A 23,697-nucleotide genomic window follows, 5' to 3' on the forward strand; every position below is an offset into this window, starting at 1 on the left:
GAGCCGCGCGCATGTTCCGGATCAGCCGCGGGGTCTCATCCGCGCGTTGGGTAGTTCCGGTGCGTGCAACCTGGGCCCGGGGTAGCCCTCCACGGTGCCGAACTGACCGTTCTCGGCCTCGTACGCGGCCCGATACTCCACCACGTCCTCGTGGCTGCGGCCGACGAAGTTCCACCACATGACTATCTGTTCACCGAACGGCGGACCGCCCAACAGGAGGAATCGAACCGGTTCGCGGGCGGGATTGTGGAGCTGCATCGACCGGTGCCCGGGTTCGAGGTAGCCGAGTTCGGCTGCGGCCAGATCGGTCTCGTTCAGCGTCACCGATCCTTGGTCGACGACAACTCCGTGTTCGTAGGACTCGTCGATCTCGACGCTGACCCGCGCCCCGGCGTCGAGCACGATCTCCGCTCCGAGCAGTGGCGTGTACGTCGACACCGGCGAGGTCTCGCCCAGAAGCGATCCGAGAAACACCCGAGCGGTCAGGCCGGGCCGGGAGATCGAATCGGGAACGTAGTGCTCGAAAGTCGGTGCCACGAAACGGGATACGGCGGGCAGTGCCACCCACAGCTGCATCCCGTGCAGGATGTCGGTGTCGGGTGTCGACACCTCGGAGTGGCTGATGCCCTGCCCGGCCGTCATCAGGTTGAGCTCCCCGGGCCGCACCATCGCATGAGATCCGACGCTGTCGCGATGCTCGATCTCACCGGAGAACAGCCAGCTGACGGTCTGTAGGCCGGTGTGCGGGTGCGGTGCGACGTCCATGCGCGAGTGCTCGGGCCCGTAGTGGTCTGCGAAACACCATGCGCCGATGAGGGATCGGTCCTTGTGCGGCAGGGTGCGGCGCACCTTCATGGCACGAGGGCCGCCGAGTGGAACCTCGCGTGGGGTGAGGACCTGGATCATCAGTGCTCCCGGATGTCGGTCTGGGCGAGTCTGAGCTTGGTGCACAGACTGTCGAGTGTCCTGAGTTCGTCGGTGTCCAATGCATCGCCGACGTAGCGCCTGATGCGGGCGGCGTGTTTGCGTCCGATCGAGGCCTGCAGGTCTGATCCCGCGTCCGTCAGGCAGATCACGGTCCCGCGTTTGTCCGACGGATCATGCTCTCGGACAACGTAACCCATCGCCTCGAGTCGGTCGCACATCCGGCTCAGCGACGGTTGGCTGAGCAGGATCTCGTCGTTGAGTCGACGCAGTCGGAGTCTGCGGTCCGGGCTGGTGCTCAGGGTGAACAGCACGTCGTATTCGCGCATGCCGATCGGATCCCAGATGTCGTCGGCGGCGAACCGGCGCATCAGGGAAACCTGGGAGCGAAACAGCGACTCCCAGGCGTTCACCGCCACCTCCGTGTCAGACGGCAACTGCTGGTTCCTTCGCAGCGGCCGCGGCCTTCTCTGCCAGCATCGAGGCGTGGGTCGGAGGACTCTCCGGAACGCCGGCCGGGCGTCGGGCAGCGAATTCCTTGCGCAATACCGGTACGACGTCCTCGCCCAGGATGTCGAGTTGCTCGAGCACTGTCTTCAGCGGCAGGCCGGCGTGGTCCATCAGGAACAGTTGACGCTGGTAGTCGCCGAAGTAGTCTGCGAATGCGAGCGTCTTCTCGATCACCTGCTGTGGAGATCCGACGGTCAGCGGGGTCTGCTCGGTGAACTCCTCCATCGTGGGGCCGTGGCCGTAGACGGGTGCGTTGTCGAAGTACGGTCGGAATTCGTTCACCGCGTCCTGGCTGTTCTTGCGCATGAACACCTGACCGCCGAGACCGACGATGGCCTGGTCGGCGCGGCCGTGGCCGTAGTGCTCGTAGCGCTCCCGGTAGAGATCGATGAGCTGGATGTAGTGCTCTTTCGGCCAGAAGATGTTGTTCGCGAAGAAGCCGTCACCGTGGTAGGCGGCGATTTCTGCGATCTCCGGGCTGCGGATCGACCCGTGCCAGACGAACGGCGCAATGTCGTCGAGCGGACGGGGAGTGGACGTGAACCGGTCGAGTGGCGTCCGGAAGTTTCCCTCCCACGTGACGACGTCCTCGGTCCACAGGCGTCGCAGCAGCTGGTAGTTCTCCAGAGCCAATGGGATGCCCTGACGGATGTCCTGTCCGAACCACGGGTAGACCGGGCCGGTGTTGCCGCGACCCATGATGAGGTCGACGCGTCCCTCGGACAGATGCTGAAGCATCGCGTAGTCCTCGGCGATCTTGACCGGGTCGTTCGTCGTGATTAGCGTCGTCGACGTCGACAGGATCAACTTCTCGGTGGTGGCCGCGATGTAGCCGAGCATGGTCGTCGGTGACGAGGGTACGAACGGCGGATTGTGATGCTCGCCGGTTGCGAAAACATCCAGACCGACGTCCTCGGCATGCTTGGCGATGGTGACCATCGATCGAATGCGCTCGTGCTCGGAGGGCGTCGTCCCGGTGGTGGGGTCGGTGGTGACATCTCCGACGGTGAAGATTCCGAACTGCATGGCGTGCTCCTACCCGAACGACAAGTTCATGCGTTTGCATTGACTATGCCGTACAACCGGGGTGCGGTCCGGGTTATTTCCGCGGCGGTCACTGCACGAGCGACGCGGTTCCGGTGAGCAACCGCACGTCGTACGACTCGGTCGGGCCGTGCTGCTCGGTGGTTCCGCCGTGCACGGTGTACAGCACTGCGTACGAGGTGAACGTGACGTCCTGGCCGTCGTCCGTATCGATGTTGACGCGGGGCAGAACGACGAGCAGGTGGGTCCGGTTACCGTCCGAGAGGGTTTCGACGACGCTCCGCACCTCGAATCCCAGATCGGATCGGGTGACGTCGGTGGATTCCAGCGTCTCTCCACTGAGGACGAGCTGCGCCGCCCACACTCCGGCGGAGCGATGGGCGTCGACGGTTCCGGTGAGGTCGTCACCGCTGAAGTCGTAGTGGTTCGCTGCTGTGAAAGGCATGGTCACAGGCTATGCCTCGGTCGGTGATAAAACTTCGAAAGAATTTCCCATCCGCTACCCATCCACCCGGCGACGGGCCCCGAATGGTCAATGAGACACCCGCTACTGCTGTCGCCCCCGACCGCCGTCAGTAGTGGGTGTCTCCCTTTGTTTTGCAGTGGCTTCGTCTTGGACGCCATAGGTGGGCCGTGAGCCCGTATCGGCCTTCCGATTCCCTAGCATCGACTTCATGGCGTTTCGTATCGTTCCTGTCACGGCCGAGTCGTGGCGGTCGTTCCGCGCGCTTCGCCTCGAGATGTTGGCAGATTCGCCGAAGGCCTTCGGCGAGACTCTCGATGCTGCGTCGCGGCAATCGGACGACGACTGGCTGCGGCGAGCCGCCGAAACCAGTTCTGCGCTGTCGTGTGGATTCGCCGCGGTGGACGACGCCGGTCGATGGGTAGGGATCATGCGGGCTCGGGTCGAGGACGGCAGGACATTTCTGCTGGGCGTCTACGTGACGCCGCTCCTGCGGGGCGAAGGCTTGGCCGAAGCCTTGCTGCTCGAAATCGAGCGGTGGGCCGGCGAACGTGGGCACGACCAGCTGACGCTGGAGGTGCACGAGCACAATCAACGCGCCCAGGCGTTCTATCGGCGCATGGGATTCAACGACACCGGTGACAGAGTCCCTTACCCCCTTGCTCCCCAGGAGCACGAAGCTGTGATGACCAAACTGCGTGCTGCGCGACCGTAGGCCCGTATTCGAGTTCGTTGGATGCACCGACGTGCCGCAGTTCGAATCGAGCGCGCGTCTAGGATTCGGAGATGCCGGCATCCAAGACCGAACTGTCCGCCGAACTTCGAGCGCTGCTGGGGCGAGACCGTCGTGATCTTGCTGCGGCACTGCTCACCTCCGCCTTCACGCCGGTCCTGGACGACATGTATCCGTGGGTTACCGGATCTCGGCTGGGTGAGGCGCTCGCCCGAGACGCCGGAATCCGAGTCAGTAACTGGTCGTGGAGCATCGGCCGCAATCCCGACGCCACTCTCGCGCGGCTGATTCTCGAGCTCGTTCTGCTGTGGGAAGGAGCCGGCCTGGCGTGCCGTGGGCTCGCGCTCGACGGTAACGAGGTCGTTCTCCTCGCTCGCGGTGAAGAGCTACTGCGAGCCGGGGATCCTGACTCTGTCCGCCGCGCACTCGCGTGACCGGGAGCCCAGTTCGCTCAGGCGACTGATCAGTCTGTCGGTATCGAGTCCGGTGCATCCGACGGCGAATTCGGTCAGCGGCACCACGCTGTGGAATTCGGTACGCACATCGCGGTCGTACAGAACATCGACCAGATTCGCGAAGCGCTGAGCCGCGAAGTCGTCCACGCTCGCGAGAGCCGGAATGTCGGTGATCGTCAGCTGCGGTGCTTTCTGGACCATCTCGAGGTAATCGCCCGTCGAGCGGGCAGCACAACACAGCTCGGCAAACGTCCGACCATCCGAGACGGGCTCCACGGTCCATGTCCCCGAGGCGAAGCGCGATCCACTGGCGCCGGCGGCGCGGTAGTCGACGGGGCCGTCGACACGGACTACGTCGAGGCACTGCTTCAGTTTCTCGATGGTCGGGACGAACGCCGGGTGGAACAGCGGATTCGGCAGCAATTCGTCGGGCGCGTAGTTCGAGGTGACGACCAGGACGACGCCACGGGCAAAGAGTGCGTCGAGCATGCGCGTGATGAGGCGGGCGTCTCCGATGTCGTGGACGTGAAATTCGTCGAAGCACAGCAGTGCCGCCGGAGCCGATCCTGTCGACAGGACATCGTCGATGGCTGCGTCGATGGAAAACCCGTGGCGAAAGTACGCCGCGTGGAGATCGCGGAAGAAGCTGTGGAAGTGCACGCGCTTCTTCGCAGTGGTGTCGGCCGCGGCGAAGTAGCTGTCCAGCAGCCAGGTCTTGCCACGCCCGACCGGTCCCCACAGGTAGACACCTCTGTCGCCGGGTGTCGACAGCATGTCTGCCGCTGCGGCCTGGGCGTCGTCGAGCGTGAAGGCAGCGTCGAAGACGTGTCGCGATGCGGTCGGCCTCATGTCACGAACCGTACGCCCCGCGACTCTACATTTGTAGAGTGCGTGTGTAGGGTCACCGCCGTGGACCGCCGAACCGCCATCGCCGACGCCGCATTGGGCGTCATCGCCCGAGACGGCTTGCGCGTGTTGACGCACCGGTCGATCGATTCGGCGCTGGACTTTCCGGCAGGGTCCACTTCGTACTACTTCCGCACCAAGGCCGATCTGCTCGACGCCGTGGCTACCCGCCTGATCGAGCTCTCGCGGGCATCGTTTCTGGAGATCGTCGGAACCGAAACCGATGTTGCGACGGTGATCGCACGCTATCTCGACCATGCGATCACCCATCGCATGGTCGAGCTCCGGGCCCGCTACGCGCTGATGCTCGATCCTGCGGTCCCGGCCGACATCAGGGCCGACTTGGCCCGTTCGTTCTTCTCACTCGAACGGGCCAGAGAACTGTTCGACGAGCCAGCCCACGGAGACGGCTTGGTCTCGCTGTGCGAGGGACTGATGGCCGACGCGATATTCGGCCGTGGAACCGCGAAAGGGGCTGCGGGACTACGGCTTCCGATATCGGTCTATCTCGCCGGGATTGCGTCTCAGAACGGGTAGCCGACTCCGGTGAGTTTCTCGCTGGCGTCCCACAGCTGGGCTGCGAGTGCGGGATCCTGGGCCATCTTGGTCATGCTCGCCGGGCCCGGCTTGCCGCGGGACTCGAACAGCGATGTGGGACCGCTGTAGGTACCGCCGCCTGCGACGTCGACTGCATAGAGCGTGGGAAGCGCTCCGGCGCGGGCAGACTGAGAGATGAACTTGAGTCCGATGGGTGCCAGGGTCGCCAGGATCTTGTTGCTGCCCAGACCATCCGGGCTCGAGTAGAGCTCGGTCGACGAGATGCCGGGGTGTGCAGCATTGCTGGTGACCTTGGATCCGGCCTTGTCGATCCGACGCTGCAGTTCCAGCGCGAACAGGATGTTCGCGAGCTTGGAGTTCGCGTATCCGCGTTGCGCGTTGTAGCCACGCTCGAGCTGGAGGTCGTCGAAGTCGAGCTTGGGGCGCTGACGGTGCGCGACCGAGGCGACGGTCGTGATCTTCGCGTCGGCGGCGAGCTTGGGGAACAGCAACCCGGTCAGCGCGAAGTGGCCGAGATGGTTGGTGCCGATCTGGAGCTCGAACCCATCCTTCGTTTCGGTTCGCTTCGCCGGCATCATGACGCCCGCATTGTTGATCAGAATGTCGATCGATTCGGGAGCCGACTCGGCGTACTTGCGGACCGAACCGAGGTCGGCCAGGTCGAGGGTGGCCGTGTCGACAGTTCCGTTCGGGGCCTCCGCGCGGATCTTCGCCGCTGCGGCGTCGGCCTTGTCCTGGTTGCGGCAGGCAAGCGTCACGTGATCGCCGCGCTTGGCCAGCTCCAAAGCTGTGTAGTAGCCGATACCGGTATTCGCTCCGGTGATGACAACGCGTTTCTGCTTGGTTTCGGGCACGGCAACAGGCTACCGGTCTGTTTTAGAATGCGCCGGTGAGTACAGCAGAACCCGTTTTTCCGACGGGGATCGGAAACCCCGCGATGCGGGCATTGCGAGCTGCGGGATATACCTGTCTCGACGACCTGGCCGGGGTGCCCGCTGCTGAGCTCGCGTCACTGCACGGAGTCGGACCGAAGGCAGTGAGGATCGTTCAGGAAGCGCTCGAGCGCACCGGCAGGTCACTGAGCTGAACGGTCACGTCCAATGTCCTGGACGGGCCAACGCATCGGGTAGCTGTGTCGATCGGTCACCGAGCGCCGCGTTGATCTGGAATTGCGTCGCGAAGATCGTCTCGCGCAGATTCGCACCGCGGAGATCGGCACCGCGAAGATCGGCCCCGATCAGGTCGGCCCAGCGCAGGTCGGCACCGCGCAGATTCGCCCCGATCAGGTACGTACCCCGCAAGCTCGCACCGCGGAGATCCGCACCGGCCAACTTGGCTCCGATCATGTCGCGTCCGCGATAGTTCTTCTTCTTGCCCGACACTTCCGCGCGCACCAGATCGCTGGCATCGAGCAGCACCTCGTTGATCCGCGAGCGCAGTACGGAGACGTCGACCGACAGCAGGCTCTCGGGAGTCCCCGACGTGAGAGCGTCCAGCTCCCTGTATTCGCGGGTAAGCCGGCTGTGCAGGGATGCGGTCGATGTCCGGCCACGTGCATCTGCCAGGTACCAGAGCAACTCGTGCAGATCCCGCATGATCGGGAACACCGCGAACATCTCCGACGAGTTCGACGGCGTTTCTCGCCAGTCCCGTCCCGCGAACGTCGATTGCGACACTTTCTGCCCCGCACCGAAACAGTCGTACACCGTGCATCCGGGAAAGCCCTTCTCCCGAAGCGACGAGTGGATGCCGCAGCGGGAGTCCTGCTGCAGGTTGCGGCACGGTTCCCCCGCGGCTTTGTCGACGGCGAAATCCGACGACTTGGCGAAGGGCAGAGCAACGCAACAGAGTCCGAAACAGCTGCCGCAATCGGCGAGCAGATTCTCGGGTGGGCTCATGTGCTCACTCTGTCCTTCGGGCAGCCGCAGCGTCAAACGAGAATCGTCACTCCGGACGTCGGAGGAGTGCGACGAGCTTTTTCGGGGCCCGGGTGCAGTAGCTCTCCGTGATCAACTCGCCGAGTTCCGTTCGATCCACCGACTCGTCGAGCAGCATGCCGATGATCTCGGGTCCCCAGCCGGGGGCGAAGAAGCCGTCCTGCCTCGACAATGCGTCGAGTTCTGTTCCTCGGGAACGGAATACGAGGACGTGAGCCGGTCCGTCGGTCCCCGCTGCTGTTGCGAATGCCGGAGGAGTGCCGTCGACAATGTCGAGGACGTGGGCGAAGGTGCGGCCACGTACCCGCCATCGGGTACCGACCCACGCCTGCTCCTCGTAGGTCTCGGGCAACGCCAGACACATCTGTCGGACCTCGGGTTCCCAGTTCATTCGACTCCCTGTGACACATGCCGGGCTACAGTATTTCAGCGCGGGGCAGTTGGGCGCAGGCACTTGGAGGAGGCTCCATCCATGGTGAGACCCGAGTACGACGAGGTCGTGTCCGGTCTGCGCGGGGCCGGCTGCGTGTTCGCCGAAGAAGAAGCCGACATTCTGATCGAATCTGCATCGGACAGCGACGATCTCGCCGCCCTGCTCGCTCGCCGTGTCGCCGGGGAACCGCTCGAACACATCGTCGGCTGGGTGTGGTTCTGTGGTCGACGCGTCGCCGTCGAACCGGGGGTATTCGTGCCCCGTCGGAGAACCGAATTCCTGGTGAATTGTGCTGCAGCACTTCAGCCGTCGCGATTATTGGACATGTGCTGCGGATCCGGTGCGGTAGGACTGTCGGTCGGTGGCGTCACCGAATTACATGCCGCCGATCTCGACGCAGCGGCCGTGGAATGCGCCACGCGCAACCTGGCTGCCGTCGGGGGCACGGTGCACCGCGGCGATCTGTACGACGCCTTACCACCGGAGTTGCTCGGCTCCTTCGATGCGATAGTGGTCAACGCGCCGTACGTCCCGACGGCCCACATCGAACTGATGCCGCGAGAAGCGCGATTGCACGAGCCACGCATCGCGCTCGACGGCGGCGAAGACGGTGCCCGATTCCACCGTCTCGTGGCCGAGGGGGCACCTGCATGGTTGGCCCCCGGCGGTCACTTGCTGATCGAAAGCAGTGCAGCACTGGCTGATTCGACTCTGCGGGCTGTGCGCGACTGCGGATTCCACGCGCGGGTGAGCACATCGGACGAGTTCGACGCGGTGGTCGTGATCGCTTCGCGTACGTGACGAGACGAGTGCCACACGGCCGGTTTCGGCGGCGCGTTTCGGCGGCGCGTTTCGACTGCGGCGTTTCGTGGCATTCCCGAACGGATCCCGATAGAGAAAAGAGGCTGTTCGACCATGACTACTTTGCTGTTCGCGGTAACCGCTGCCGACCATTGGACCCTGAACGACGGAAGCAAGCACCCCACCGGGTACTGGGCCGAGGAGCTCGTCGAGTCCCATCGCACATTCGTAGAGGCCGGGTGGGACATCACGGTGGCGACGCCGGGTGGCAAGGCTCCGGTCGTCGACGAGGGCAGTCTGGCCGTCGACGCGAACGGCGGCGACGAGCAGAAGGTGGCGGACCAGAAGAGCTACCTGGCCTCGATCGAGTCGATCCTGTCCTCGCCCGCGAAGCTGGAAGACCAGAAGGCCTCCGACTTCGACGTCGTGTTCGTCCCCGGCGGCCACGGGCCCATGGAGGATCTCGCCGTCTCGACGAGCTTCGGTGCCCTCGTGGTCGACTTCCTCGATGCGAACAAGGTGGTCTCGGCGGTGTGCCACGCACCGGCGGCCCTGCTGCCTGCCGTCCGTACCGACGGCTCCTGGGCTTTCGACGGGTACGAGCTCACCGGCTTCACCGACGAGGAAGAGACCCAGGCCGGGCTCGCCGACAAGGCCCCATGGCTCCTCGAGACCCGGCTGCGTGAGAACGGTGCCAAGTTCGAGAACGCCGACGCCTGGTCGCCGCATGTGGTCGTCGACCGCAACCTCTACACGGGCCAGAACCCCGCATCGACGCGTCCCCTCGCGGAGAAGCTGGTCAGCGCCCTGAAGTAAAGCGTCGTGGACGGTCGGTGTTCTGCCCACGGAGAACACCGACCGATCAGGGAACATCACTACTCCTTTCGAAGTTGAGCCCCTATAGCTCAATCCTTTGGAGGAGAAGTGACCGAAACCGTTCGTGTCCCCGTACTGTTCCTGACCGACCCGATCGTCCTGCCCGGAATGGTGGTGCCCGTCGAACTCGACGAGGCCGCACGCGCCGCCGTCGACGCAGCGAAGGCAAGCAATGACGGCACGCTGCTCGTCGCTCCCCGACTCGAAGATCGGTACGCCGCTTACGGCGTTCTCGCCACCATCGTGCAGATGGGACGGTTGGCTGACGGTCGCCCGGCCGCCGTCATCAAGGCAACTCGTCGTGCTCACATCGGCCACGGGGTCAGTGGCCCCGGGGCGGCCCTGTGGGTCGAGGCCGAACCCGTCGCCGATACAACCCCGAACGACGACCTCAAAGCGCTTGCAGCCGAATACAAGCAACTCGTCGTCGCGATGCTGCAGCGCCGCGACGCGTGGCAGGTGATCGATTCGGTCAACAAGCTCACCGACCCCGGCGCGATCGCTGATACCGCGGGTTACGCGTCGTACTTGACCGACGTGCAGAAGCGGGATCTGCTCGAAACACCTGACGTGGCAACGCGTCTGACATCGCTGATCGAGTGGACCAAGGCTCACTTGGCCGAGGTCGAGGTGAACGACAAGATTTCCGGCGACGTCCGAGAGGGCATGGAGAAGACGCAGAAGGAGTTCCTCCTGCGCCAGCAGCTCGCTGCTATCCGAAAAGAACTGGGCGAGGACGAACCCGACGGTGCGGATGATTACCGCGGCCGTGTCGAGGCTGCGGACCTGCCCGAGAAGGTGCGCGAACAGGCGCTCCGTGAAGTGGGCAAGTTGGAGCGGGCAAGTGATCAGAGCCCCGAGTCGGGGTGGATCCGCACCTGGCTCGACACCGTGCTGGACCTGCCGTGGAACAACACCACGACCGACAACACCGACATCGATTCGGCGCGAGCCGTTCTCGATGCCGACCACCACGGCCTCGACGACGTGAAGGACCGCATCGTCGAATATCTGGCCGTTCGTGCACGGCGCTCCGAGCGGGGTATGCAGTCCGTCGGCGGACGCGGCTCCGGTGCCGTCATGGTGCTCGCCGGACCTCCCGGTGTCGGTAAGACCTCGTTGGGCGAATCCGTGGCGCGCGCTCTCGGTCGTACCTTCGTCCGTGTCGCCCTCGGTGGGGTCCGCGACGAGGCTGAGATCCGCGGACACCGTCGCACCTACGTCGGCGCATTGCCGGGCCGCATCGTGCGGGCGATCGGCGAGGCGGGATCGATGAATCCTGTTGTGCTGCTGGACGAGATCGACAAGGTCGGTTCGGACTACCATGGTGATCCCAGCGCCGCACTGCTCGAAGTACTGGACCCGGCGCAGAACCACACGTTCCGCGACCATTACCTCGATCTGGATCTCGACCTGTCCGACGTCGTGTTCCTTGCCACCGCCAACGTGATCGATCAGATTCCCGGACCACTGCTCGATCGTATGGAGCTGGTGACCATCGATGGATACACCGAGGACGACAAGGTCGTCATCGCTCGGAACTACCTGCTTCCGCGTCAGATGGAGAGGGCGGCAGTCACATCCGACGAGGTGACCGTCACCGACGCCGCACTGCGCAAGATCGCTGCCGACTACACCCGTGAGCCCGGGGTGCGGCAACTCGAACGCTTGCTGGCCAAGGCTCTACGCAAGGTGGCGACGAAACTCGCGGGCACCACGGACGTGCTCGAGATCGACGAGCCGGATCTGGTGACCTACCTCGGTCGTCCGCGCTTCACCCCCGAGGCGCACGAGCGAACCGAAGTGCCCGGTGTCGCAACCGGTCTGGCAGTGACCGGGCTCGGCGGCGACGTGCTGTTCATCGAGGCGGCCTCCACCGAGGGCGACGCGGGCCTCACGCTCACCGGCCAGCTCGGCGACGTGATGAAGGAGTCGGCGCAGATCGCGCTGTCCTACGTGCGAGCGCACGCAGCTCGATTCGGCGTCACTGCCGAATCACTGGATCGCACTATCCATGTGCACGTTCCGGCCGGGGCAGTGCCCAAGGACGGTCCTTCGGCGGGCGTGACGATGGTGACGGCCCTGGTGTCGATGGCCACCGGGCGTCCGGTGCGGTCGGACGTGGGAATGACCGGAGAGGTGACGCTCAACGGACGTGTGCTGCCGATCGGTGGAGTCAAGCAGAAGCTGTTGGCGGCTCAGCGCGCCGGGCTGAAGACGGTGTTCATTCCGGCACGCAACGAACCCGATCTGGACGACGTCCCTGCGGAGGTCCTGGAGGCGTTGGACGTTCGGCCGATGACCGACGTGGCCGACATCCTGGCGCTCGCGTTGGAACCGGCAGAAGCTGCCGCGGCCGCGTGAGGTGACGGCGACCGTTCTCGGGCTCTGCTTGACCTCGAGTTCGGTCGAGGTTCTACGTTGGTGTCATGAGCATGGAGATGACCGCGTGGAACCAGATGTATCGCACGATGAACAGCTCCGGCGCGCAGTCTTCGTTCTCCAAGGAGACTGCGCGTCGGATCCTGTCGTTCGCAGCACCGCATCGACGCGCCCTCGGCGGCTTCCTGGTGCTCAGCGTGGCGCTGGCGGTGCTTGCGGTGGCAACTCCGGTATTGGCCGGGCGGGTGGTCAACGCGATCGTCGACGGGCGAGAGCTACGTGTGGTGGTGCTGTTGGCTCTGGCCATCGCGGTGATCGCCATCGTGGACGCAGGCTTCGGTCTGATCAACCGGTGGCTCTCGTCCAACATCGGTGAGAGTCTGATTCTGGATCTGCGCACCGCAGTGTTCGACCATGTGCAGCGGATGCCGATCGCCTTCTTCACCCGCACCCGAACCGGCGCTCTGGTCAGTCGCCTCAACAACGACGTCATCGGTGCCCAACGCGCATTCAGCACCACGTTGTCCGGAGTCGTCAGCAACGTGGTGACGCTGGCTCTGACGCTGGTGGTGATGATCGGAATCTCCTGGCAGATCACTCTGCTCGCGCTGATCCTGTTGCCGGTGTTCGTCCTGCCTGCACGCCGCATGGGTCGACGCCTCGCACGTCTGCAACGCGAAGCGGCAGCACACAATTCGGCGATGAGCACCCAGATGACCGAGCGTTTCTCGGCGCCGGGAGCGACACTGGTCAAACTGTTCGGGCACCCCGACCAGGAATCCGTCGAGTTCGCGGTTCGAGCCGCCCGAGTCCGCGACATCGGGGTACGGAGCGCGATGGTGCAGACCGTGTTCGTCACGGCGCTCACCCTGGTGTCTGCTCTGGCCCTCGCCGTGGTCTACGGACTCGGCGGCTTCTACGCACTCAGTGGTCGACTGGACCCGGGTTCGGTTGTCGCACTGTCCCTTCTGCTGACCAGGCTCTACGCGCCGCTGACCGCACTGGCGAGTGCCCGTGTCGAGGTCATGAGCGCGCTGGTCAGTTTCGAGCGAGTGTTCGAGGTGCTCGATCTCGTTCCTCTGATCGCCGACAAGCCCGACGCGACGGTGCTGCCCCCGGGGCCGGTGGCCGTCGAACTCGACGACGTCCGGTTCGCATACCCGTCGGCCGACAAGGTGTCGCTCGCGTCCCTGGAGGAGGTCGCAACTCTGGATTCCCGTGGCGGCGAGGAGGTTCTGCACGGTGTGTCGTTCCGGGCCGAACCCGGTCAGATGGTCGCCCTGGTGGGTACCTCGGGTGCGGGCAAGTCCACGATCGCGCAACTGATCGCTCGGTTGTACGACGTCGACAGCGGCGCAGTGCGGCTCGGCGACGTCGACGTGCGAGACCTGACCGCCGAATCCGTCCGCAACACAGTGGGAATGGTGACTCAGGACGGTCATCTGTTCCACGAGAGCATTCGCTCGAATCTGCTGCTGCCACGGCCCGACGCCACCGAGGACGAACTGTGGGACGCACTGTCGCGGGCCAGACTCGCCGATCTCGTGCGTTCCCTGCCCGACGGACTCGAGACGATCGTCGGCGAGCGCGGCTACCGCCTGTCCGGCGGGGAGCGTCAACGCCTGACGATCGCCCGGCTGCTGATCGCGCAGCCACGGGTGGTGATTCTCGACGAGGCCACGGCCTCACTGGATTCGACGTCCGAGGCCGCCGTGCAGGCAGCGCTGGCCGAGGCGCTCGAGGGTAAGACGTCGGTGGTGATCGCGCACCGGCTCTCGACCATCCGAGCAGCGGACGCCATCCTGGTGATCGAGAACGGACAGGTCATCGAGCGCGGAACACACGACGAGCTCCTCGCAGCGGGCGGCCGCTACGAGGAGCTGCATCGAACACAGTTCGCGCACACCGTGCCAGCGGAGTGACCTAGGAAGGCCGGGAGCGCAGCCTGCGGAGTGACCTATGAAGGCCGGGAGCGCAGCCTGCGGAGTGGCCTAGGAAGGCCGGGAGCGCAGCCTGCGGAGTGGCCTAGGAAGGCCGGGAGCGCAGCCTGCGGAGTGACCTATGACATCGGATCTGGGACCACGGTGGCCGGGTCGTTGTCGGTTGCGGCGGCCAGCATCGGGGTGAATCCGTCGATTGCGTAGTCGAGGGACAGTGGGCTCGAGTAGCCGAGAGCCGACGGTAGGTCGGTGCTGAACGAGCCGATGTAGACGGTGCGGTCCTGCTTCACGACGTCGAGTGCGGCGATCAGCGGGTTTGCCTGCAGTTGTTCGCGGCTCTGTCCGGCGATGACGAGGACGTCGGTGTCGAGTCGGCTGAGGTTTTCGGGACTGACCGTTTCGCTGGCGTCGGGGATCTCGAAGCCGAGGTCGGTGAAGAACAGTGCTCGAATGTCGTCCTTACCGAGAACGAAGTAGCTGCCGTCGTCCATGACGAACGCGAGTGTCAGTGCCTTGCCGGCGAACTGAGGGTTGTCGGTCTGGGCGGTCTCGAACTTCTGCTCGAGCTCGGCCGTTCGCTCGTCGGATTCCTGCTTCTTGCCCAGTGCCTCGCCGACCACGGCGAATTCCTGCTGCCACGTAGCCGCGGGGACGTCGTCGTATCCACCGATGTCTGCGATCGTCGGGGCCATCGCCGAAAGTTGGTCGTACTGGCCTTGATCGATGAACGAGTACGGTCCGAGGATCAGGTCGGGTGACTGCGCTGCAATCTGCTCGAGGTTCAGGTCGGTGCTGCCGACCTCGGGGATCTCGGTGCCGCCCAATGCTTCTTGGGCCCACGGGCGCTGGCGGTAGTCGTAACTGAGATTTCCACGGGTGGCGACGGGCTTGACTCCGAGCGCCAGCGCGAAGTCCTGCTCGTTGAATCCGATGGTCACGACGCGGGAGGGTGCGGCGTCGATGACCGTCTCACCGAAGTGGTGCTCGATGGTGACGGGAAAGTTGGCACTGTTCTCGGAGTTACCTGAGGCAGTGGCTTCGTCGCTGGACGAACAGCCGACCGCCAGTGCCAAGACTGCGGCACCGGCGGCGACTACGTGGACGGTCTTCTTCATGGGGACTCCTCGCGCGTGTATTTGCGAGGTTAGCCTAACCGACCCACGTGCTCATCCAGCACGCACCGGGTCGGACAATACGGTCAGCAGTTGGAAACGGCAGGTACTCCGGCGAACCGCTGATCGATCCATTCCAGAGCCTGCGGCAGGCCGAGTACGGCAGCGGTCAGGTGATCGTTGCTGGGTACCTGGACCTCGGTGACGTTGACCCCGGCCCGGCAGTAGCGTGCGATCGTGTTGTCGATCGAGCTGACCGGGATGAGCGCATCGGTGGGACTGTGCCACTCGAAGTACGGAGCTTTCGGCACACCGGGGTACATCTCGACGCTGTTCTCGTTGACGGCCGCGATCATCTCCGGGCTGTTCATCAGGTCCAACGTGCCCGCGACCTCCATCGCGCTCTTGCCGGCTCCGGCGGCGATGATGTCGTTGGTGCATCCGTTCTGGATCTCGCTTTCGATCTGCTTGCCCAACGGGTTCAACTGGGAGCTGATCGGAATGCGAGTGGGGTACTCGCGCTCGAGGCCGAGCGCAGCGGCGAAGGCGAGACCGAACACCGGGTGGGGTGCGAAACCGAGATCGCGAGCCATGCGCTCGAGGTTCATCGGCGCACCGCCCGCGGCGCTGCCGACGATGTTCAGCTCGGGCGCGTAATCGTTCTGCAACGCGGCTGCCCACGCCGTCGCCATGCCGCCACCGGAGTATCCGGCCAAGGCAACCGGGCTCTGCCGCAGCTGCAGCGGATCGAAACGCTGGGTGGCGCGGATGCTGTCGAGGACGATCTGTCCGCCGAGCTTGGCTGCACCGTAGGCACTGTTGGGGCCGAGGTGATCGGCGATGACAACCGTCCAGCCACGCTGCAGAACGGCGTTCAGCGCGGGTGCCTCGCGGATCGCCAGATTGGGATCGTTGGACCAGAGCGCTTGTGACGGTGCACATTCGAGACCGAGTGCGTTGATGATGTGTTGGTAAGACAGCACCGGTCCGTTGGGGGCTTTGTTGCGGGGGACCAGCACGGTGTTGATCGCCGCGATGGGATTGCCCGCCGAATTCGTGGAGCGGAACTTCAGCTGCCACACGTCGACGTCGAAGAAGCCGGGAGGTGGCGGCATCGGACGGCTGGAGATCACGTCCCCCGGTGCCATAGCGGCAAGGTCGGCGGGAGGAGCGTAGAAACCGTCCGATATCGGCGTCGGAAACAAGGGCGCCGCAGCGGCCTGACCTGGGCCGACAAGCGTCGAACAGAGAACGGCAACCGCCGTTATGCTGACAGCGCCTGCCAATTTGAGAACCCGCATCTGGTAAACCCCTCCATGCCTGAATCGAAACGGCGCGCGTCTCGACGATTCGGCAAGCCCCCGTAGAGCTGGCCCGCAACTCGATATAGCTATTGAACTGTGACTCGTTACGCCCCCCGGGCGACGATGAGCGCAACGGTACGCACCCGGCGATTCTATGGCAACCGAAGAACGGTCTTTCTGCCGGTTTCTGTGACTCGGCCAAATCCGCTGCTGGGCAGTTGGCGTCGGCTACTCGGGAACGACGTCCGCCGGCGTCTTGTCCGGGCGCAGTCCGCGCCAGCTCGGGTGACGCAGATGGCCGGATTCGGTGGCCTCGTAGAACCGCACTTCTCCGACGAGAACCGGCTCCACCCATACGGCACCGCGCCTGTCGGCAGTGGGAAGCGTCGTGGAGAAAGGACTGTCCGACGTTTCCAGCGGAGCCAGCGCTGCGGCCAGTGAATCGAGCGCGCGATCGTCGAAACCGGTGCCGACGCGACCGACGTAGCGAAGGCCGTCGCCGTCGGGGATTCCCATCAACAGCGAGCCGAATCCGCCGGAGCGACGTCCTTGGCCGCGTCGCCAACCGCCGATCACGACTTCTTGCGTGCGCCAGTTCTTGTACTTGATCCAGGTGTGGGCGCGCTTGCCCGGCTGGTAGATCGAATCGGTGCGCTTGGCGACGACTCCCTCCCACCCCCGTTCCCGGCTCTCGGCGATGGCGTCGGCAGCCGAACCTGTCAACAACGGCGGCACCAGAACCGAGTCGAGGCCGGTGGTGAGCAGTTCCAACAATCGTCTCCGGTCGGAGTACTTCTTGCGCACGAGGGACGTGCCGTCGAGATGGAGCAGGTCGAAGGCGATGAACCGGATGTCGTCGCGGGCGGCGTTCTGTAGCTTCTCGAAGCTGCTGATGCCGTTGCTGTCGAAGACGACCACTTCACCGTCGATGACGGCGTCGTGATCGGCCAGGTCCTCGGCGAGAGACCGGATGGCTCCGAACTTCTCGGTGTAGTCGTTTCCGCTTCGGGTGCGCAGGGTCATCGAACCGTGAGTCAGTTCGGCGACGATACGGAAGCCGTCCCATTTACCCTCGAACGACCACTCGTCCTCGGGTAGATCGAGTATGTCGCCCGCGGTTGCAAGCATCGGTGAGATGTTCTTCAGCACCGGCTTGTCCGTCGGCGGGCTGTCCTTTTTTATCGGGTGCTCTCCGGGTTGGTCCTTCATCAGGTGCATGAGCCATTGGTTGCCCTTGGTGCGGATGAGGGCGAACCTGCCGCGTGCTTTGGCTCCGTGCAGAACGACGATGACTTCGTCGTCCCTCCACTTCTCGAGCTCGTACGTTCCGTTGTCCCAGATCGAGACGTCACCGCCGCCGTACTCGCCCTTGGGGATTCGTCCGGCGAACGTTGCATATTCCAGTGGGTGGTCCTCGGTGTGGACTGCGAGACGGTTCTGCCCGGTCTCGACCGGGATGTTCTTGGGGACGGCCCACGACACCAGGACACCGTCGTGTTCGAGCCTGAAGTCGTAGTGCAGGCGTCGCGCATGGTGTTCCTGAATCACGAACGTATCGTCGTTACCCTGGGGCTCGGCGGTTTTCGGGATAGGCTCTGGAGTTCGGTCCGCGCTACGCATGCTGCGGTACTTGCCGAGCTTGTCCGTGTCGGAGGTGTCGTGCTCTTCCGCTGCCGGTTTCGGGTCGAGATCGGCGAGTAGGTCGCCGGTTTCGTGGAATCGTTCCAGAACCTCCTCGAATCGAAGTTGTTGCAGCCCTGGCGATTCGAGCTCCTCCCAGGTTCGGGGGGCCGCGACGGTGGGCAGGGACCGGCCCCGAAGTGAGTACGGCGCAACGGTTGTCTTCTTTCCGTTGTTCTGACTCCAGTCGACGAACACTCGACCCGTGCGCTTCGCTTTCGCCATCGTGGCGGTCACCCGATCCGGTGACCGTTCTTCGAGCAGGGTGGCGACGCGTTTGGCGACTGTGGATGCGCCGGACGTCGACAGCGGTTTGTCCAGCGGTACGTACAGGTGAATTCCCTTGCTGCCGCTGGTGACCGGGTACGCGGTCATGCCGATGTCTGCAATGAGATCACGTATTTCGCAGGCCACCTCAGCGCATCGGGCGAGGTCGACGTCGTCGCCGGGGTCGAGGTCGAAGACCATGCGGGTCGCAGGGCCGGGTTCGGTGCCGTCGAAACGCCATTGCGGCACGTGCGCTTCGATGGCCGCCTGCTGCCCGAGCCAGACGAGATCCGCTGCGGTGGAGAACAACGGGTAGGTGACGACTCGGTCGGAGTGCTGCATGGATCGGCGGTCGAGCCAGTCGGGTGCGGATGCGGCGAGATTCTTCTCGAAGAACGAGGATTGTTCGACGCCGTTCGGCCACCGCTTGCGGGTCACGGCGCGTCCTGCGACGTGCGGCAGCATCGCCGGGGCGATGGCAGCGTAGTACTCGATGATGTCGCTTTTGGTGGTGCTGGTTTCTGGGAACAGCACCTTGTCGAGGTTGGTGACGGAGACCTTTCGGCCTTCGATCTCGAGCGTGGCCATCGTCTCAGGTTAGTGCTCGCCGTCTGAACCTGCGAGCAAGTTGTGACAGGCTCGAATGCATGGCAACGATCAGTGTCTCGGTACAGATGCCCGAGAACCCTCAGGGCGCGTGGGACAAGGCTTCCGCGCTCGACCGGTTCGACGAGTGGATGACCATCCACGGTGGTTGGTGCAGTCCGCCGCCCAACAAGGTCGGCAAGGGCACGAAGGTCGAGTCGCTGGTGAAGGTGAAGGGTTTCAAGAACACGATCAACTGGGAGTTCACCGAGTACGAGGAGCCGAAGCTGATCGAGATGTCGGGCCGCGGCAAGGGTGGAGTGAGGATCTCGCTGACCGTCCACGTGCGTGAGGCCGAGGGCGGTTCGGAGCTGACACTCGACGCGAAATTCGGTGGGGGCGTGCTGTTCGGCCCGGTGGGTTCGGTGGTCGCCCGTGCACTCGATACCGATGTGAAGCAGTCGGTGGCGAACCTTGCTGCATTGAAGTGACGGCATCTCGGGATTCCTGAAGTAGCTGTCGGACAATCTCTTCCAGCCCCGCACCGTGTTCTCGGTGCGGGGCTGGTGCGTTTGCGCGGGCCTATGCGATGTGGGGGCCTGCTCGGGCTTGGGATGGTCTGGGTTGTCGGTAGGGGTCGACGGATGCCGGGGGTACGAACCAGGGGTGTTGATCGGTGCCGATGAATACTTCCCAGTCGCTGTGGTGGATGAGTCGGTGGTGGAATCCACAGAGCAGGACGAGGTTGTTCATGTCGGTGGGTCCGCCGTCGGTCCAGTGCCAGATGTGGTGACCTTCGGTCCAGGCGGCGGGTTTGCCGCAGCCGGGGAATGCGCAGCCGTGATCGCGGGCAGTCAATGCGCGTTTCTGTTTCGCGGTGACGGTGCGGGCGGTGCGGGCGAGGTTGAGTGGGTTGCCGTTCTCGTCCATGACGATGGCGGTGAGGAGGCAATCGCAGGCGAGTTGGCGAGAGGTGTTGCGGGAGAGGGGTCCCATCCACGGCAGCCAGCCGACGGTGGTGCCGTCGCCGAACAGGTCCCGGTATGCGCCACGATCCGCAGTCACTGAACCGGCCTCGTTGTTGGTTTCTGTTGTGGTGTCGATGTCGACCGCGTCGACCAGGTCTGAGTCGGATTCTGTTGCAGCGCGTGTGGTTTCGTCGTCGGTGATGTCGTCGCTGTTCTGACCGCTCAGGCTCTGGAGGTCCTGCAACCGGATGTGCAGGTTGACGTGCGGTTTTTCTCCGCCCTCGGTGGGGCGGTCACTGGAGGCGAGGTAGCGGTCGAGGATGTGTCCGAATGCGTCGGCGCGTCGCCGTGCGGGACTGCGTTCGTCGGGGGTGCCGTCGGCGGCAGGGCGGGGTTCGGTCAGCGGTGAGAGTGCGGTGAGCAGCTTTTCTCCGGTGATCGCATCGAAATCCATCTTCGCCACGAGACGTCCGTTGAGGGTTTTCGAGGCGAAGAGTTCGTTGCGGTCGGTGTCTTCCGGTGGTGGCTTGTCGCCGCCGTAGGTGTCTTCGAGTTTGGTGATCGCTTCACGGATCTTGTCGGTGCGTGCCCCAGGCCCGGTGGCGGCGGTGATCATCGCGGTGCGGGCGATGTCGCGACCCTCTTGCGGGAGGTTCTTCGGTGGTGTTTCGGCGAAGGTGAGGATCAGGGCGGCGTGGTCGACGGACATGACGCCGGTGTTGACGGCGTCGGCGATGTCGGGGAAGTTCTTCAGTCCGCGGGCGAGGGCCACGATCTTGTTCGCTTTGCTCGGGGTGAGGAGGGTGGTGGAGGTGAGCCACCCTGCGGGTCCGGGGAAGCCGAGCTTCTCTCGGCTCACGCGGGTGTCGATGTCGGCGACGAGGGCGATCCGCCGGGCTTCGAGCAGTTGGATTCGGTGGGAGACATCAGCAGCGTCGGCGAGGAGTTCGCTTTCGCTCAGTTGCCAGATCTCCGTCGTCATGGACCAAGTGTATCGAACGGGTGTTCGATGCGCAATGATGGTGCAATCGAAAACTATTGCTGTGCACAAGGATTCGGGATGCGGAACCTGTCGGTGGCCCGTGATATGGCCGCAACGTCAGTCGAGTGAGGATCGCCCGGGACCGCTGAACTCGAACGGGGCGGCGCGCAGTGGCTTCGATGTAGGGGTCGGACTGCAATGCACGAGATGTAGAGCAGACCTCTACTGCTGTCGTGTCTTTCGCAGCCACCACAGTCCTGCGATGGGTAGCACTACCGGGATGAAGACGTAACCGGATCCGAAGTGCGACCACACCGTCGGCTCCGGGAAGTCCTGGGGCTGGATGTAGCTGAGGGTGCCGATGCCGAGGACCCCGACGAGTTCGATGATGCAGGAGACCGTCACCACTCGTCGTGATGCCTCGGTTGCTCGTGCCAGGCCGACCGTCGCGATGATGTAGACCACGGCTGCAAATGCCGACAGCAGGTACGCGACCGGGGCGTTGTCGAATCGGGTGGTGAGTTGCACGATCGATCGCGATGTCGCGGCAACGGCGAACACGGCGTAGACGGCGATGAGGAAGCGTCCGAATCCGGTGCGCGTGGCTTGCTGAAGTTTGTCAGGCATATCCGGCCCAAATCTGGCTCAGTCGCAACACCATGGCTGCGAGGGTGAGGACGGCTACGAGGAGCACCGCGGTGCCGCCGCGGGAACGGTCGCCCAGAGACCACCACGTTCCGAGTGGGAGCAGGAACAGCAGTCCGACGAGGTACGACCCGAACGTGAGGCGGTGAATGTCGCGATCGGAGGCGAACATCATCACGAACCCGATCACGGCCTGCAGTGCAACGACGCCTTCGGTAGCCGCGATCGTCCAGAACAGCGCGCGGTCGGCCTTGTTCTTCAACAGAACGGGCCTGTTCGTGGCGAGCTTCACGAGCACCCAGATCCCCACTACCAGGGACAAAACGTACAACAAGCCGGTGACGGCGCCGATCATCGAGTTCCTCGTCATGCTGCGGTGGGTGGATGGACTTCCCTTCACAGTAACCGCGTAACACCACGTCAACACTGTGAGGCCCTTGAAACACGACGTTGTTCCGAGCGTGACCAATCGGAAATCGACGAGGCCTGTACTTGTTCCATGGCCGCAGAGGATCTGCCCTCTCGTCGGACATGACGGTTTTCTCCGGTGGACATCGGTGTCCACCGCATCCAGCCCGCTCTGCGAACCTCAGGAGACGCACGTGTCAGATCTCGACCAGTCCATCGCCGAGAACATCAAGAAGTCCCTCGAGGAGATTCCGCATCCCTCACTTCCCAAGGGCAGCAACATCTACGGCTCCACCAAGATCTTCCCCGACTACAAGGCGGAGAACGGCGAAAGCTACTTCACGCTGGTGCACGGCATCGCCCACGAGTCGTCGGTATCGTTCGTCGCGGTGCTGCAGGCCACCCGCGCTCTGCGCAAGGGCTTCGAGTCGGCGATGTACTTCTACGGACCCGGTGCTATCAATTGCCTTGCTACACGCGGTTTCCCGACCACCGGAGACTCGGGCTTCCCGGGTGAGCAGAACATCAACGACTCCCTCGCGACGTTCATCGCCGAGGGCGGCACCGTGTTCTGCTGCCGCTTCGGACTGGCCCTCCACGGGGGTCGTGAAGAAGACCTCATCGAGGGCGTCATCCCGGCCCACCCCCTGGACGTGCAGGACGCATTGATCCATTACGCGCGCAAGGGTGCCATCATCAATTCGACCTACATGGTCTAGGGGACGGTTATGTCCATCTCTACACGTGTGGATCTGGCGTTGCTCGGGATTCGAGGAGCAACGCCGGTGTCCAGAACTGCCGGTGCCGGCCCGAGTGACGATGGACATGTCCGCATCGATGGTCTCGGCGCAGCAATCCCGCGCAACCCGCTCAGTCCGTACGTACTCGAAGAAGGGCGAGTTCTGTTCGACGGCAACGACATCGGCCTCGATGTTCAGGCCGTCGATCGCCCGAAGTTCTACGACCTCTCCACCGCCGACGGCGTCGCCTACGAGAAGATCGCCAAGCTGCACGGCACCAGTGTCCTGGCCACGACCGTGGTCCAGACGTGCATTCGCTACGACGCCGATCAACGGTGCCGCTTCTGTTCCATCGAAGCGTCTCTGGACGCGGGCGACACCATCGCTGTCAAGACGCCCGCGCAACTTGCGGAGGTGGCGGAGGCCGCTGTCCGACTGGACGGGGTGACGCAGATGGTCATGACGACGGGCACTTCGGCCGCGAAGGATCGCGGTGCCCGTCATCTGGCCCGGTGCGTACGTGCCATCAAGGCCGTGGTCCCGGAACTGCCGATCCAGGTGCAGTGCGAACCTCCGGGTGACCTGCAGACCATCCAGGATCTGTACGACGCCGGAGCCGAGTCCATCGGTATCCACGTCGAATCGCTCGACGACGACGTGCGCCGTAGATGGATGCCGGGCAAGGCATCGGTCTCGATGGACGAGTACCGCGCGGCATGGAAAGAAGCGGTCCGGGTTTTCGGGCGTAACCAGGTCTCGACGTACATACTGGTCGGTCTCGGCGAGGATCCCGACGAATTGGTCTCGGGTGCAGCGGAACTGATCGAGATGGGTGTGTATCCCTTCGTCGTCCCGTTTCGGCCGCTCGCAGGCACGTTGGCGGTGGATGTCGACCGGGCGACGGCTCCCGCTGCCGACGTCCTCGAAAGCGTCACCCGACGCGTCGCCAAGGAACTCCAGGCAGCGGCGATGCTCGGGTCCGATCAGAAAGCAGGCTGCGCGGCCTGCGGTGCGTGCAGCGTTCTGCAGAACGCGGGAGGGTGA

General features: G+C 64.2%; 25 protein-coding genes. 11 read left to right on the forward strand and 14 right to left on the reverse strand.

The window, feature by feature from the left end:
• Nucleotides 1-21: 21 nt before the first annotated feature.
• The 4 genes from CH266_RS22855 to CH266_RS22870 form a co-directional block, all read right to left on the reverse strand.
• Nucleotides 22-906 (reverse strand): pirin family protein, encoded by an 885-nt coding sequence (locus CH266_RS22855; protein ID WP_094643620.1) that lies wholly within the window; start codon nucleotides 904-906, stop codon nucleotides 22-24.
• Complete coding sequence (locus tag CH266_RS22860; protein WP_032369579.1) at nucleotides 906-1,361, reverse strand: MarR family winged helix-turn-helix transcriptional regulator; 456 nt, start codon at nucleotides 1,359-1,361, stop codon at nucleotides 906-908. Before CH266_RS22860 ends, CH266_RS22855 begins: the two co-directional genes overlap by 1 nt.
• Entirely contained in the window at nucleotides 1,351-2,460 is a 1,110-nt protein-coding gene (locus CH266_RS22865; protein WP_032369578.1) for an LLM class flavin-dependent oxidoreductase, read from the reverse strand. The genes CH266_RS22860 and CH266_RS22865 overlap by 11 nt, the downstream gene beginning before the upstream one ends.
• A gap of 88 nt (nucleotides 2,461-2,548) precedes the next feature.
• Nucleotides 2,549-2,923: a hypothetical protein gene (locus CH266_RS22870; protein ID WP_094698424.1), complete on the reverse strand. Its 375-nt coding sequence runs from the start codon at nucleotides 2,921-2,923 to the stop codon at nucleotides 2,549-2,551.
• Between the two features lie 229 nt (nucleotides 2,924-3,152).
• Here CH266_RS22870 and CH266_RS22875 point away from each other — a divergent pair, with 229 nt between their 5' ends.
• Entirely contained in the window at nucleotides 3,153-3,656 is a 504-nt protein-coding gene (locus CH266_RS22875) for a GNAT family N-acetyltransferase (protein WP_032369576.1), read from the forward strand.
• Between the two features lie 71 nt (nucleotides 3,657-3,727).
• The gene (locus CH266_RS22880; RefSeq protein WP_032369575.1) at nucleotides 3,728-4,108 is read left to right on the forward strand and encodes a hypothetical protein; all 381 of its coding nucleotides are present in this window, start codon (nucleotides 3,728-3,730) and stop codon (nucleotides 4,106-4,108) included.
• On the opposite strand, the gene zapE is transcribed toward CH266_RS22880, so the two are convergent.
• Nucleotides 4,061-4,978 carry a cell division protein ZapE gene (gene zapE / locus CH266_RS22885; RefSeq protein WP_052068744.1) on the reverse strand — a complete coding sequence of 306 codons (918 nt, stop codon included), beginning with the start codon at nucleotides 4,976-4,978 and terminating at the stop codon, nucleotides 4,061-4,063. The genes CH266_RS22880 and zapE overlap by 48 nt on opposite strands.
• A 60-nt stretch (nucleotides 4,979-5,038) precedes the next feature.
• Here zapE and CH266_RS22890 point away from each other — a divergent pair, with 60 nt between their 5' ends.
• Nucleotides 5,039-5,572, forward strand: a complete 534-nt coding sequence (locus tag CH266_RS22890) for a TetR/AcrR family transcriptional regulator (RefSeq protein WP_032369622.1) — start codon at nucleotides 5,039-5,041, stop codon at nucleotides 5,570-5,572.
• Here the strand turns inward: CH266_RS22890 and CH266_RS22895 are convergent.
• Nucleotides 5,560-6,447 (reverse strand): oxidoreductase, encoded by an 888-nt coding sequence (locus tag CH266_RS22895; protein ID WP_027495223.1) that lies wholly within the window; start codon nucleotides 6,445-6,447, stop codon nucleotides 5,560-5,562. The two genes, CH266_RS22890 and CH266_RS22895, sit on opposite strands and share 13 nt — an antisense overlap.
• A gap of 35 nt (nucleotides 6,448-6,482) precedes the next feature.
• Here CH266_RS22895 and CH266_RS25225 point away from each other — a divergent pair, with 35 nt between their 5' ends.
• Nucleotides 6,483-6,680, forward strand: coding sequence for a helix-hairpin-helix domain-containing protein (locus CH266_RS25225; protein ID WP_032369574.1), 198 nt, complete (start codon nucleotides 6,483-6,485; stop codon nucleotides 6,678-6,680).
• A 4-nt stretch (nucleotides 6,681-6,684) separates the two neighbouring features.
• Here the strand turns inward: CH266_RS25225 and CH266_RS22900 are convergent, their stop codons facing one another.
• Both CH266_RS22900 and CH266_RS22905 read right to left on the reverse strand, forming a co-directional pair.
• Nucleotides 6,685-7,491 carry a pentapeptide repeat-containing protein gene (locus CH266_RS22900; protein ID WP_032369573.1) on the reverse strand — a complete coding sequence of 269 codons (807 nt, stop codon included), beginning with the start codon at nucleotides 7,489-7,491 and terminating at the stop codon, nucleotides 6,685-6,687.
• Nucleotides 7,492-7,537: 46 nt separating this feature from the next.
• On the reverse strand, nucleotides 7,538-7,921 hold the full coding sequence (locus CH266_RS22905) for an MmcQ/YjbR family DNA-binding protein (RefSeq protein ID WP_032369572.1): 384 nt from the start codon (nucleotides 7,919-7,921) through the stop codon (nucleotides 7,538-7,540).
• Nucleotides 7,922-8,002: 81 nt separating this feature from the next.
• Here CH266_RS22905 and CH266_RS22910 point away from each other — a divergent pair, with 81 nt between their 5' ends.
• From CH266_RS22910 to CH266_RS22925, 4 genes are all read left to right on the forward strand, one after another.
• Nucleotides 8,003-8,764 carry a putative protein N(5)-glutamine methyltransferase gene (locus tag CH266_RS22910; RefSeq protein ID WP_032369571.1) on the forward strand — a complete coding sequence of 254 codons (762 nt, stop codon included), beginning with the start codon at nucleotides 8,003-8,005 and terminating at the stop codon, nucleotides 8,762-8,764.
• A 114-nt stretch (nucleotides 8,765-8,878) separates the two neighbouring features.
• A complete protein-coding gene (locus CH266_RS22915; protein WP_027495228.1) occupies nucleotides 8,879-9,580 on the forward strand; it encodes a type 1 glutamine amidotransferase domain-containing protein in 702 nt (233 codons plus the stop codon).
• A 108-nt stretch (nucleotides 9,581-9,688) separates the two neighbouring features.
• Nucleotides 9,689-12,004: an endopeptidase La gene (lon, locus tag CH266_RS22920; RefSeq protein ID WP_094716239.1), complete on the forward strand. Its 2,316-nt coding sequence runs from the start codon at nucleotides 9,689-9,691 to the stop codon at nucleotides 12,002-12,004.
• 65 nt (nucleotides 12,005-12,069) lie between these two features.
• Entirely contained in the window at nucleotides 12,070-13,944 is a 1,875-nt protein-coding gene (locus CH266_RS22925; protein ID WP_027495230.1) for an ABC transporter ATP-binding protein, read from the forward strand.
• A 137-nt stretch (nucleotides 13,945-14,081) separates the two neighbouring features.
• Here CH266_RS22925 and CH266_RS22930 read toward each other — a convergent pair whose 3' ends face one another.
• From CH266_RS22930 to CH266_RS22940, 3 genes are all read right to left on the reverse strand, one after another.
• Nucleotides 14,082-15,077: an iron-siderophore ABC transporter substrate-binding protein gene (locus tag CH266_RS22930; protein ID WP_032369569.1), complete on the reverse strand. Its 996-nt coding sequence runs from the start codon at nucleotides 15,075-15,077 to the stop codon at nucleotides 14,082-14,084.
• An 83-nt stretch (nucleotides 15,078-15,160) separates the two neighbouring features.
• On the reverse strand, nucleotides 15,161-16,375 hold the full coding sequence (locus tag CH266_RS22935; RefSeq protein WP_027495232.1) for a lipase family protein: 1,215 nt from the start codon (nucleotides 16,373-16,375) through the stop codon (nucleotides 15,161-15,163).
• Between the two features lie 231 nt (nucleotides 16,376-16,606).
• Entirely contained in the window at nucleotides 16,607-18,913 is a 2,307-nt protein-coding gene (locus tag CH266_RS22940) for an ATP-dependent DNA ligase (protein WP_032369568.1), read from the reverse strand.
• Nucleotides 18,914-18,972: 59 nt separating this feature from the next.
• On the opposite strand from CH266_RS22940, the gene CH266_RS22945 reads away from it, so the two are divergent.
• Nucleotides 18,973-19,401 (forward strand): type II toxin-antitoxin system Rv0910 family toxin, encoded by a 429-nt coding sequence (locus CH266_RS22945; protein ID WP_027495234.1) that lies wholly within the window; start codon nucleotides 18,973-18,975, stop codon nucleotides 19,399-19,401.
• 91 nt (nucleotides 19,402-19,492) lie between these two features.
• Here CH266_RS22945 and CH266_RS22950 read toward each other — a convergent pair whose 3' ends face one another.
• From CH266_RS22950 to CH266_RS22960, 3 genes are all read right to left on the reverse strand, one after another.
• On the reverse strand, nucleotides 19,493-20,860 hold the full coding sequence (locus tag CH266_RS22950; protein WP_052068742.1) for an HNH endonuclease signature motif containing protein: 1,368 nt from the start codon (nucleotides 20,858-20,860) through the stop codon (nucleotides 19,493-19,495).
• Between the two features lie 222 nt (nucleotides 20,861-21,082).
• Nucleotides 21,083-21,487: a hypothetical protein gene (locus CH266_RS22955; RefSeq protein WP_027495236.1), complete on the reverse strand. Its 405-nt coding sequence runs from the start codon at nucleotides 21,485-21,487 to the stop codon at nucleotides 21,083-21,085.
• Entirely contained in the window at nucleotides 21,480-21,875 is a 396-nt protein-coding gene (locus CH266_RS22960; protein WP_230074147.1) for a hypothetical protein, read from the reverse strand. The genes CH266_RS22955 and CH266_RS22960 overlap by 8 nt, the downstream gene beginning before the upstream one ends.
• A 232-nt stretch (nucleotides 21,876-22,107) precedes the next feature.
• Between CH266_RS22960 and CH266_RS22965 the strand changes: the two genes are divergently transcribed.
• Nucleotides 22,108-22,632 carry an MSMEG_0572/Sll0783 family nitrogen starvation response protein gene (locus CH266_RS22965; protein ID WP_027495238.1) on the forward strand — a complete coding sequence of 175 codons (525 nt, stop codon included), beginning with the start codon at nucleotides 22,108-22,110 and terminating at the stop codon, nucleotides 22,630-22,632.
• Between the two features lie 9 nt (nucleotides 22,633-22,641).
• Complete coding sequence (locus CH266_RS22970; protein WP_032369567.1) at nucleotides 22,642-23,697, forward strand: MSMEG_0568 family radical SAM protein; 1,056 nt, start codon at nucleotides 22,642-22,644, stop codon at nucleotides 23,695-23,697.

The organism is Rhodococcus sp. 06-1474-1B (assembly GCF_002258885.1).
In the GTDB taxonomy this organism is placed as follows: domain Bacteria; phylum Actinomycetota; class Actinomycetes; order Mycobacteriales; family Mycobacteriaceae; genus Rhodococcoides; species Rhodococcoides fascians.